This window comes from Roseovarius lutimaris, assembly GCF_900115165.1.
Taxonomy (GTDB): domain Bacteria; phylum Pseudomonadota; class Alphaproteobacteria; order Rhodobacterales; family Rhodobacteraceae; genus Roseovarius; species Roseovarius lutimaris.
In genome coordinates, this window is sequence record NZ_FOVP01000047.1 from 1 (window position 1) to 10955 (window position 10955).

9 protein-coding genes are annotated in these 10955 nt (G+C 57.2%); 3 read left to right on the top strand and 6 right to left on the bottom strand.

Annotated elements, in window-relative coordinates; all coding sequences use genetic code 11:
- On the bottom strand, positions 1 to 416 hold a 416-nt coding region (locus BMZ91_RS20355; protein ID WP_143076427.1), incomplete at its 3' end, for an IS6 family transposase.
- 258 nt (positions 417 to 674) lie between these two features.
- Between BMZ91_RS20355 and BMZ91_RS22000 the strand changes: the two genes are divergently transcribed.
- Positions 675 to 809 (top strand): hypothetical protein, encoded by a 135-nt coding sequence (locus tag BMZ91_RS22000; RefSeq protein ID WP_281243410.1) that lies wholly within the window; start codon positions 675 to 677, stop codon positions 807 to 809.
- On the opposite strand, the gene BMZ91_RS20360 is transcribed toward BMZ91_RS22000, so the two are convergent.
- Positions 810 to 1832, bottom strand: coding sequence for a hypothetical protein (locus BMZ91_RS20360; protein WP_092842422.1), 1023 nt, complete (start codon positions 1830 to 1832; stop codon positions 810 to 812). It abuts the gene before it with no gap.
- A 232-nt stretch (positions 1833 to 2064) separates the two neighbouring features.
- Complete coding sequence (locus BMZ91_RS20365; RefSeq protein WP_092842423.1) at positions 2065 to 2787, bottom strand: hypothetical protein; 723 nt, start codon at positions 2785 to 2787, stop codon at positions 2065 to 2067.
- A 279-nt stretch (positions 2788 to 3066) separates the two neighbouring features.
- Here BMZ91_RS20365 and BMZ91_RS20370 point away from each other — a divergent pair, with 279 nt between their 5' ends.
- Together BMZ91_RS20370 and BMZ91_RS20375 are read left to right on the top strand one after the other, a co-directional pair.
- A complete protein-coding gene (locus tag BMZ91_RS20370; protein ID WP_092842424.1) occupies positions 3067 to 3669 on the top strand; it encodes a thermonuclease family protein in 603 nt (200 codons plus the stop codon).
- Positions 3670 to 3766: 97 nt separating this feature from the next.
- Entirely contained in the window at positions 3767 to 4228 is a 462-nt protein-coding gene (locus BMZ91_RS20375; RefSeq protein ID WP_138924006.1) for a thiol-disulfide oxidoreductase DCC family protein, read from the top strand.
- Between the two features lie 85 nt (positions 4229 to 4313).
- Here BMZ91_RS20375 and BMZ91_RS20380 read toward each other — a convergent pair whose 3' ends face one another.
- From BMZ91_RS20380 to BMZ91_RS20390, 3 genes are all read right to left on the bottom strand, one after another.
- Complete coding sequence (locus tag BMZ91_RS20380) at positions 4314 to 9572, bottom strand: RecQ family ATP-dependent DNA helicase (RefSeq protein ID WP_245736511.1); 5259 nt, start codon at positions 9570 to 9572, stop codon at positions 4314 to 4316.
- Between the two features lie 224 nt (positions 9573 to 9796).
- Positions 9797 to 10231, bottom strand: a complete 435-nt coding sequence (locus BMZ91_RS20385; protein ID WP_092842426.1) for a hypothetical protein — start codon at positions 10229 to 10231, stop codon at positions 9797 to 9799.
- A 436-nt stretch (positions 10232 to 10667) separates the two neighbouring features.
- The coding region (locus BMZ91_RS20390) for an integrase core domain-containing protein (protein ID WP_143076428.1) at positions 10668 to 10955 on the bottom strand (288 nt) is incomplete at its 5' end.

Genomic DNA, 10955 nt, shown 5'->3' on the forward strand with positions numbered 1-10955 from the left:
TTGTCGGTCACGACATGTTCGGGCCGACCATAGCGTTTCATCAATTTCCTGAGGAATTTCAACGCGGCCTTACGATCGCGCCGCTTTGAAACAAAGGCGTCCAGCACTTCGCCCTCGTGATCGACAGCGCGCCACATGTAGTGGGTCTCGCCATTGATTTTGACGAACACCTCGGCCAGATGCCATTGCCAGTTCGACCAGGCCCGCATTCGCTGAATTCGGCAGCGTCGGATTTCTGAGGCGAATTTCGGGCCAAACCTGTTCCACCAAAAGCGGACGGATTCATGGCTGACGTCTATGCCGCGTTCGTGGAGCAGGTCCTCGACGTTGCGCAGCGATAGCGGAAAACGCACGCACATCATGACCGCCCGGCGGATGATCTCAAGGCTGGTTTTGAAGTACTTGAAAAGGGTCACGTTTTTCCATGGGCGCAGCGTAGGGCAGCGGATAACCGATCTCAACTCAGGTTGCTCTGACACCGCCCTCCTATAGCATATGGCCGAATATGGCCGATCAAGATACCTCAAAAAACCCAATGATTTGGAGGTGTCCGTAAGTCGTGTTGGCTCGGCTGTCGCGGTCGAAAATTCCCATTTTTTCCACATGTCCTTTCGGAAGTGATCCAATATGCCTTTTGCAGGTCAACTAACGGCCGACTGTAGAAAGGAAGCACCATGACAAAGCACGAACGCGACAATCACGCAAACCAGATGAACCCGAATAGCGATGCCTACTGGCAGTCGCGAGGCTTCGACGAACGGCCGGAAGATTTTGAGGATATCGACGAAACCGGGAAGTTCGAAATCTAATTATGCAAGTCTTGGCCCGGCATCCAGTCGGGCCAAGAAAGACTCCAGAGCGAACTGGAATGGTAAGCGGGGATCTGATACATTGCTCATCTTCTCAAGCCGCTTGTAAGCGCGCGTGATCACCATGCACAAAATCAATCCGACATAACGCCGCTTCGCCTCGTCACCCGGGAGATCCCGGTGCAACGGTTTGAGAGCGGCTTCGATGACATGCTGGGGTGGGACGCGGCCTCCGACGAGTTGACGCTGGATGTCGCGTCGTTTGTTCTCTCCGGGTCCGAAGGCAATGCTGATTGCTTGGGTCTGTCGCAAACCGGACGCCTTCAAAGCGTTTGAAAGAGCAAGAGCATAACTCATTTCCGGCCGAACCTGCCCATTTTCTGAACTGAGAAGCTTCGGCAGGAGGTCAAGTGACTCCCCGGCTGTTCCGTTCTTTTCGACCATCTCATGGGTGTATCCGAGAACAAGAGAGGCGAGTCCGAAGGTCTCGAAAAAGGCCTGTCCGGCCTGGACGTTCTTTGCCTCAGAGAAAAGTTCGGCTGCGGTTTCGAAAAAATTGCAGGATGCTCCTTCCGGGACCGAACTGATTTCTTTAGCTAATGCCGACGGACCGCGCTCGTCGTAAATATTGTGCATTTTCTCCGAGCTGAGCGCCATCTCCTGCAATGCCAACGCCGTCTTCGGGGCAGCGGGTTCGAGGACGGATGCGAGACCTTTCCAAAGAAACAGCGAGCGCGCATGTCGACTTTCCTCCGAAGGAAGCAGGGCTACCTGTTCACCCACAAGCTCTCGGGCTTTTTGCTGCATCTCGTCGTATAGGTCAGTCTCGGCATGCAGATAGTCGACGACCCCAAGGAAAAGGCGTCCCAAGCGCTGATTTGAAACCGGCTTGCCCGCCAGCATATCCCCCAGCGTCTTACGGTTTGCATCGCTGGGCGTAGCGATGCGAGGCCCGAGAAGTAAACCGCTGACGGAGGACGTCCCCGACAGCTTGGCAAAGATTTCGATGTTAACCAGTAGCATGCAGAGCTTGGTATCGCATTTTGATAATTTGGGTCAACACGATCTGCGGATAGGGCAAGTCGGACAGTCGGGCAGGGGGGGGCTGGTTCGACTGTCCGACCATCCGACCGACTATATTGGGGTCACAGAACCAAATCGGCGGAGCGGGAAGAAGCCGCGGAGCTTGGAAATCTCACATCAAAGGCGCTTCTGCCAATAGTGCCGACCACACTGTCGATTGGTTTAGATCTACTCAATGTTGCGTCGCTCGCGCCAGCATATCATCCGTGTCCAGTTTAAGCGCTGACCGCCAAAGGGATGTCTTAAAGCACATGCGAGCAGACCGCCCCGCTTCATCCACATCATGCACGGAGATCAGGCCCGACCATTCGAGAGGCTTGAGGACGCAATGAGAGAATGCAGAAATTTCACGCCAACCGGCGTTGGCCCCGTCAGTGCCTTCCCCATAAAAAGCACCATAAAGGTTGCGCTCGCTTGCACCGTTCTCGACTTCGACGTTGATTACGTTAAGCCAGACATCCCAATTGCCAAAGGGGCGATCATCGAACCTTCCATTGGAGGCGTGGTCAACATTCAGAATGTAGAAGGGGATCAGTTCATGAAAGAGCGCACCGAGTGCCTGTGAGAACTCCTTGCCCCTCTTGGTCAACCTGAATTCGCCCTTGTAATGGCGCCCGAGCTTTAGAGCGACCAATAGGAAATGAAGCAGTTCAAGCGGCGGGAAGTCATACTCGTTGAGGACTTTATTGTATCGGAACAGCTCTTCATAGCTACGGCCAGGCCAATCGAAATGCTCCGCCGCCCAGTGGACGAAAGAGCGCTTGAACGCCTTTGTCTTGGTCAGCGCGATCGCACCCTCGTCAGCCGCATATGTCAAAGTCAGACGTGCCGCGCGCAGCAGCGGCGAAAAGGACAGGTCAGGATGGTCATCGGGAAGCTGGGCGAACTCAATCATACGAACTTGTTGGCACGCCACCGCGAGAAACGCCAGATGCGTTATCCTCCACAAATATTATTCATGGCAGCCAGGTATGTGGTCGGACCACGGTCTACCGCGCCTTTCAATTCCTCTAAGTATATTGCACGATAGAGAAATGGATACTCGCTTCCTACTCGCACTAATCTTACTATTTGCGGCACCGACGCTTTTGGCGCAGATAGATACCTCAGCAGCTGCGATCTCCGGCGTCGCGACAGTTTCCGATGGCGACACTGTTAAGGTTCAGGACGTCAAATTCGGTTAAACGGCATCGATGCACCAGAAACCGATCAAGTTTGTCTCGATGGTGCTGGTAAAAATTATCGCTGTGGAATTTTGGCGCGCGATGCTTTGATCCGCCTCATCGGAGGTAAGCCGCTTACCTGCTCCGGTAAAGAAGTTGACGCCTATGGAAGGCGGCTCATGACTTGCTTTGTCGACGGCTCCGACATCAACGCGGCAATGGTATCTGGCGGTTGGGCGCTTGCCTTCCGGCGCTATTCCGATGTTTACGCCGACCAAGAGCAGGAATCGCAGCGGCGCCAAGCAGGGCTGTGGTCGGGTGCATTCATTGCACTGTGGGACTGGCGCAAGCGAAATCAGCAAACTGAAATCCTTGGGGCTTTGACCGTCCCTCTAGATGCCCAGAATCGGCTTGTGCCGCGGCCGTTCGCATCGGCAAGCTCCAGGACTGGCTGTCGGATTAAGGGCAATATCAGCGGAAATGGCGTCCACATCTATCACCTGCCAGGTCAGCGGGATTACGACAAAACGCGTATCACAGAGAGAAAGGGCGAAAGATGGTTCTGCACGGAAGATGCAGCGCAGGCGGCAGGCTGGCGGCGCGCCCGGAATTAGCGCATTGGCAAACTGGCATTTGCGGATCACGCTCGCCCACTGTTGTCGTTTCTTATGAAACGACGCATGCTGGGTCCGAAGAACTGTGGAGAGTAGAGTGGCAGCGCTTGCAGAGAGAACAGCCTATTCGTATCGAGAGGATCCAGCCGTTCCTGCCTTCGACGACAGTGGTCAAATAGCGGTCATGGACGGCGACTGCGCACTTTGCTCCTGGGGTGCGCGCACAATCGCGAAACTGGATAAAGCTGGGACGTTCCGCCTCTGCCCCGCCCAGTCGAAAACCGGCGATGCTCTCGTGCGTCATTACGGACTGGACCCGGTGGACCCTGAGACCTGGCTCTTTATCGAAGACGGGCAAGCATGGTCCGGTATGGAAGCGATCATCCGGATTGGCGAGCGCTTGGGCGGTGCAGCAAGGCTCGCCAGCCTGTTACGCGTTCTCCCGCGAGGGCTCCGCGAATGGATATATCGCCGTATAGCGCACAATCGGTATCGCTTCGGCAAGTCCGACATGTGCGCTACGCCCGACGATAAGCTGCGCCGAAGGCTGATGACCTGAGCATCCCGGGCGATCTACGCCAAGCGTTCAAAGGACCACGCTCGGCCCTAAGCGGCCCTTTATCGCAAGTGGAGCGAACGACCGCTTAACCGCGCTGCTTGTCGTTCTGATCTCTTCTGGAAACCCTTTCAGCCCCCTTGACCTCTTCGAATACCAGTTCAGGCACAACGACTTCCCAATTAGCTCGTTTCAGCACGTGATGAAAACGCTCATCAGCATCTTCTTTGCGCCAATGTATTATGGCCGCAATCTCGCCGGTGACGAATTTCGTGCCGATCGGTGGCGCGAATGCTTTCGACATCCGCCCGAGGGCACGCCCTTGAACATCCTCGATCTGCCAGCGATCCCCGACACTGGAGAGCCTGACTGGCGCGCCGACCTGAGCTTCAGCGATCGCGTTATGAACAACGTGCCGATCACCTTGGCGTCCTGCGAATGACAGGTCGACCATCTTCATTTCGGGCGATTGAAAGAACCGGCGTGGGCCGGGGACTGTCGCTAAGTCGGGCACCACGTGCCGCTTGACAACGGAAGGCGACGCGGTGGGAAGATATTCGTGATTGTCGTTGCTCATAACGATCAAATTGCGTCGCGCGCGTGTCATGGCGACATAGAACAGTCGCCTCGGCGCATCCTGATCTTCGTTTCTCGAGGGCCGTTCCCAGCCGCCGTCCATGATCACGACATCGTCGAATTCGAGGCCCTTGGCGCGGTGCGCGGTCAACAGTCTGAGACCGCGCTGCTCGCCCCATGAATCCTTCGACCATTCAGCAAACCATTCGATCACGTCAGGGGTCGGGAGCGCTTTGCCGTCAACTTCGCGTGCAAGCTGGCCAAGTCCCTCGCCGATCCGGTTGGTCCAACGGCTTGCGGGTATTGCGTTCAGGGTTTCGGTCAGGTCGCCCACGCTGACCATGGCCCCATGCCTCGCGCGCAGGCTGTCGATAAACCCCTGCATCTCTCGGGTGCGCCATAAACTTGGCAGATTCTCGTTTGCCATTTCGACGGGAATTCCGTGGGCTTCGGCGAAGTCGCGGACCGGGAAAAGCTTGCGCCAATCACGAGAAATGATTGCCGCTCCCCTCCAGCTCCAATCCGGGATCAGTTTTGACAGGCGGATCATCTCGTTGATCGCCGCAAGGGCCTGAGCGTCATTCCCAGGCGGGCAGCCAAGGATTTGGACCCGCCCCTGAGCAACCGGGTCGAGGCCTTCCATGATACCCCCGTCCGAGTCCTTTTGCCGCGATTGGTCGACGGTAATTCCATGCCCTGTTTTCATACGTTCCTGAGATCCTTCGATCACGGCGTTCGCTGCGTTGATGATGTTCTTCGACGAGCGGTAATTATCGGTCAGAAAGACTGGCTTGGCTGAATATTCCTGTTCGAATTGCCGAATGTGGCGCACTGATGCCCCGGCGAAAGCGTAGATATTCTGGTCGTCGTCGCCGACCGCGAACAGGCTGATCCGTTGATCGGGGTCATCGATGCTGCGACCGGCCACCGCAGCGATCAAAGCGTATTCTTCTGGGCCGACGTCCTGATATTCGTCCACGAGAATCCAGCGAAACCCCTGAATCAATGTTTCTCGCAAGGCTTCGGCTTCTACTTTTTCCAGCCCGTCGCCACGCAAGAGGCGTGCCGCATCGGTCAGAAGCGTCTTGAAATCGGGCTCATCGGCCTCTGCCCGTCCGGCGAAACTCGCGCCAACCAACCGCATGGCCAAGGCATGGATGGTTAGAACCGTTACGAAGCGAGCATCTTCGCCAATCAGTCGACGCAAGCGCTCCCGGATCTCGGCGGCCGCGTGACGATTGTAGGCGAGCACCAGTATACCGTTTGGATCTTCGCGCTTGATCCTGACCAGATAGGCGACACGATGGACCAGCACGCGTGTCTTACCCGATCCCGGCCCCGCGAGCACAAGCACATTGGTCTGTTCGCGGTCGTCGCGCACGATCTGCTCTTGTGTCGAATTCCCCAGATTGTCGACGATCTCGGCATAGGACTGGGGCGTTGCCTGCCGTCTCAATTCAGAAATTTTGCCCGGCATCCAAGCTTTCATGAAGTCAGACTGCTCCATTGCGAAATAATCATGCGCGAGCCGCACGGCCTGATCGATTTCGTCGATGCCTTTGGTGGCATAAGCCGCCATCACGTGGGTCTGGACGGTCTGTTCGCTGTAGTGATCTTCGAGCGGTGCGAAATGCTGGGTGGTAAAGCCGCCGCCTTTCGGATTGATGTGCAATGTCATGGCCGAGCGGAACACGGACAATCCCTTGCCCAGAGTCACCACCTGCTGTTCGTGCAGCCACAGAAGCGCCCGGTCCATCAGCTTTGCCGGGTCATTGACAGATGCCCGCAACAGCGCATCGCTGTTGATCGCTGCAAGAAGGTCGCCAAGCGTGGTCTCGACAGGAAGATCTTTCCCACGCAGGCCGGCCTGAACCTTGTCGATCAAGTGTGAAACCAACCGCTCCGCCGCCTGCCTGCGAAGCTGAGCGGTTTGCTCGATTACCGCCCATGATCTTTGCATTCGCACCATGAGACTGCCTCTGGAAACCTTGCGCAGGCCGATATTGCCTTTGCCGCCATCCATGTCGCGGCCATCCTGCGCAATCCCACGGAGCAACCCCTCGACAACATCGGGCCGCACGGAGGCGTGTCCCTGCTCCCGGAGGGCCTGTGCCACTGAGGCCAGATGGCAGGGCCAAGCCTCGTCGATGTCCGCGTCTGGCGCTTGCTCTCTCAGGGTCGCGATCAGGTCCGCTTCCAACCGAGATGCCGCCTCGAACCGTTTCGGTGAGGCATTCTCGACGCGCAGATGCACGAAGATGGTGATGTTTGTATCATCTTTTGCGATCCCCAGGGCCTCGAGATCCGCCAAGGCCTTGCGCACGCCCGACACCGTTAGCCCACTGACCCCGCAAAGCTCGTCCGTGGTGATGCCCTCTTCTTGCGGCGCGTTGATGATATGCTGCACGATGGCGGCCAGATCCTCGCGCCGCCGCTGGGTGATCTCGGCGGATGCAAGGATCTCGCGGGCCTCTTGCATGCTCCTTATCCGGAGCGAGGCGGGAAATACCTGCACCCGGTTTTCCTCACGGTTCAGAAGGTGCGCCTCTTCCAGCCAGGCGACGGCCGTCTTTACCCGCGTATCGTCGGTATTGCTGTCTCGCTGGAAATCCCGGTCTTTCTCCTCGTGAACAATTTCCCCCGGTGTAGCAACGATCTCACCGCCTTTTCTGGTCCGAGTATCAAGGCGCCGAAGCGCCTTCAGGATCGCGCCGATTTCATACCGCGCGAGTCGAGACCGCGCGCTCAAGCTGAACTGACGATCGACGTCTTCTGTATTATACAGAAGGACGCAGCTTGCAGGATCACGGTCTCGCCCGGCGCGACCTGCCTCTTGCAAGTAGTTTTCCAGCGACCCAGGCACGTCACCATGAACCACCAGACGGATGTCCGGCTTGTCGACCCCCATCCCAAAGGCGTTGGTAGCCGCGATCACGCGCAGATTGCCAACGCGGAAGTCCTCTTGGATCTCACGCTTTTCATCGGCGCTAAGGCCCGCATGATACCGCTCGGCGGCGATGCCCTGTTGTTTCAGAAACTGCGCCACACGCTCGGTGGCGTTTCGGGTCGCACAATAGACGACTGCGCCCGAGACGCCCTCGCGCGGAAGCTGGGTCTCGATCGTGTCGAGGATATCCGTCATCTTGGTTGCCCGCTGGGTTGGCAGAACCTGGAAGCTCAGGTTCGACCGCGATGCGCCACCGTCGATTAACGCCAGCTCGGCCCCCAACCGCTCTTTGAAATGACTGCGAATGTCCTGCACTACATCCGGCTTTGCCGTTGCGGTCAAGCATAGCACCGGAGCCGGTTCGCAGCCTGAGCTTTCCTTAATAAACCGCGAAACGTAGCGATAGTCGGGTCGGAAATCGTGCCCCCATTTGGACACGCAGTGCGCCTCGTCCAGCACCCACAGCCCCACTTCGCGCTGTGCCAGAACGGACCGAACTGTTGTGCTGCGCAGTTGTTCGGGCGAAATCAGCAGGATCGCAGCTTCCCCAAGCCGCACCTTGTCGAGCGCATCCTGACGCTCGGGCAAAGACAATAGCCCGTTAATCGTAACCGCCGAGGAAATTCCGGCCCGCACCAAGCCCTGAACCTGGTCCGCCATCAGCGCCACAAGCGGCGATATAACGACGGTTAAGGCCCCGGTCTTGTCGAACCGAGACAGCGCGGGGATCTGATAGCAGATGGATTTGCCCGTGCCCGTCGGCAGGATGCCCAACAGGTGGTCGCCTTCCATGGCCGCCGCCACGATCTTTTCCTGAAGCGGGCGTCCGTTTTCGTCGACCGGTTCCGGGCGGAAACTTGGAAAGCCGAACCAGCGTTCGAGTGCACGGGTGGGATCGTTGTGCTCCGCGCAATAGGCACAGTGCGGATCACGACAATTCGTGTCCCTCAGGTCTTTGACGAGCCGGGCTGCGTCACGGAACTGCGCCCGCACCCAAGGCGGCATGACAGAATCCCCACCAGCGACCGAAATCCAGGCAAGGGCATATGCCATCGGCCAGCCCAGCTTGGTGTCCGAGAGCTGCTCGAGCACAGCGTCCACCTGCGCGCCGCAGGCCGCCTCGTTTAGCATCATCTGAATGGCCCGGTGCGCTTCCTCGTCAGTCGGGATGGACGCCCCGCGCACATCGCTGAACAACCGATCAAAGCCGTTGCTACCGGGCCCTCGGCAGCAAAGCCAGTGATAGGCCATCATCGTCTCCGGCGACAACATGTTCAGCAATACGAAGGCGTCGATCTGGTTGCGAAGGACCTTGAACACAAGACGCGCGTCGAACTCGGGATCGTTGACGTGACCACTTTGAAGCCGCCCATCGTGGTAGTGTTTGACCAGATGGTGATAGGGATTGCGCGGAAAAGCCAAGGGGTTTAGCCAAAGCGTGTCAATCGCTCCGTCCGCGAGCCTTGCGAATCGCGGCGACACCGCCATGAGATGCGGCAAGTCATGGCGGAGAATATTGTGCCCAATGACATGCGCGAAGCCCGCGCAGAACAAGTCGAGTTTTTCAAGTGCGGCTCTCGGGTCACCTTTCCGATGAACGATTCCCCCTCCTTCACCTTCCGGCACGGCGGCAAAGGCGAATATCCGGGCTTCTTTGGGATCGACTTCCAGATCAATCGACAGACAGCGCGACAAGATTTCGGAATGGTCCCGCGGTGTTTGAATACCGATATTACCCGCCGGGTCAGCCTCTGATTTCTCAGGTTGCTGTGGCCGGGCGCGGGCAAGGGTTTTCGCTATGCCTCGAGAAATTATGTTTTTCATACTGGCAGGTTAGTATTCATTTCCAAAGAGCGGAACCATCGGTAGCCATTTGATCAAAGATATTCTCTCAATGCCATGCCAGATTTGCCAGGTGGGGCCGCTTCTCTCGTCTCAAAGCCTCGGCTATCTATCGCTTCAGCATAGAGGATGTATTTCCCGAAATATTACCTCGAGTGTTATCCGTCGCTGCTAACGGGAGCACGGTCTCGTCCCAGAGATACCTGTCAGAGCGCTGTCACGTCACCGTATATCTTGCGGAGGTGCTCGTCTGACATGTCGAGGATCGGCTCATACATGAAGGAGTTAAGGTGGATGTTCTCCGGTGTCATGAGGACAACACGATCCATGGTCGGGATGGCGACATCTCCGGGGAAATCGTGGCGAAAGCGCTTCAGGAGCTCCGTCGTCTGATTGCCGGCTATGTCTCCCGGCAGGCTCGGGTCATTGATCCGCCCCAACATATACTGCTCTGCCCGTAGCCGTGTCGCTATCGAGAGGACAATCTTGTTCTCAAAGTTGGCTGCATCGCCGTCTTGGAGGCAGCCGTCAGCCTCTTGGTAGACCAAGTCCAGAACGGAACCTCCGGACGGTGCCGCGGTCAACTCGGCCCCCAGCATCCGCTCCATCAACTCGTCCAGCAGTTCCTTGGAAATTGTCATCGTCCTTGCTCCTCTCAGGAAGCATGGACCAGATCCCAGTTACACAGAAGACCGGACACTCTCGCCGTTCGGTGCGTATAGCGCGACAGCATTGCAATTCTTGAAGTTGAAAGCGTGCTCCAACTTCCGAATTCCGTAACAATACTCCAGATCCAGTTTCAGTGCGTGCATGAATCGCCCCATCATTATATCTCTTGAGGTTGTAGCGGTAATCGTCTCGTTTGGCCAAGAGGATCGCACTAAAAAGCCCCAACCTGGCAAGTCGGCGGCAGATCACTGGTGACCGGATCAGCTTCTGTGCCTTGGCTCGGCAAATCGGTATAGCTGCCATTCCTTCATGCGCCGCATGGTTTCCATACAGCCTCCAGGCACTTGCATGTAAGAGATACCAACTCCTGCCTTTGGCGTGCCCCCGTCGGGTGGTCCAGGTTAATTGTTAGTGCATTGTGGGCCTCTGGTCTATCGGAACGATGCTTTCTGGCGCGGGCGGTCGATGACCTAATGCGCTGTGCGGCCTGACGGTGTTGTAGTGGATTCGCCATTGCTCGATCAGTATTTGTGCCTCGCGCAAGGTGTAGAACATTTCGCCATTGAGCAATTCGTCGCGGAAACGGGCGTTGAAGCTTTCGCAATATCCGTTCTCCCAAGGTGATCCGGGTTCGATGTAAGCCGTCTTGGCACCGACGGCAGCGATCCAGTCCCGCACCTTCTGAGCGATAAATTC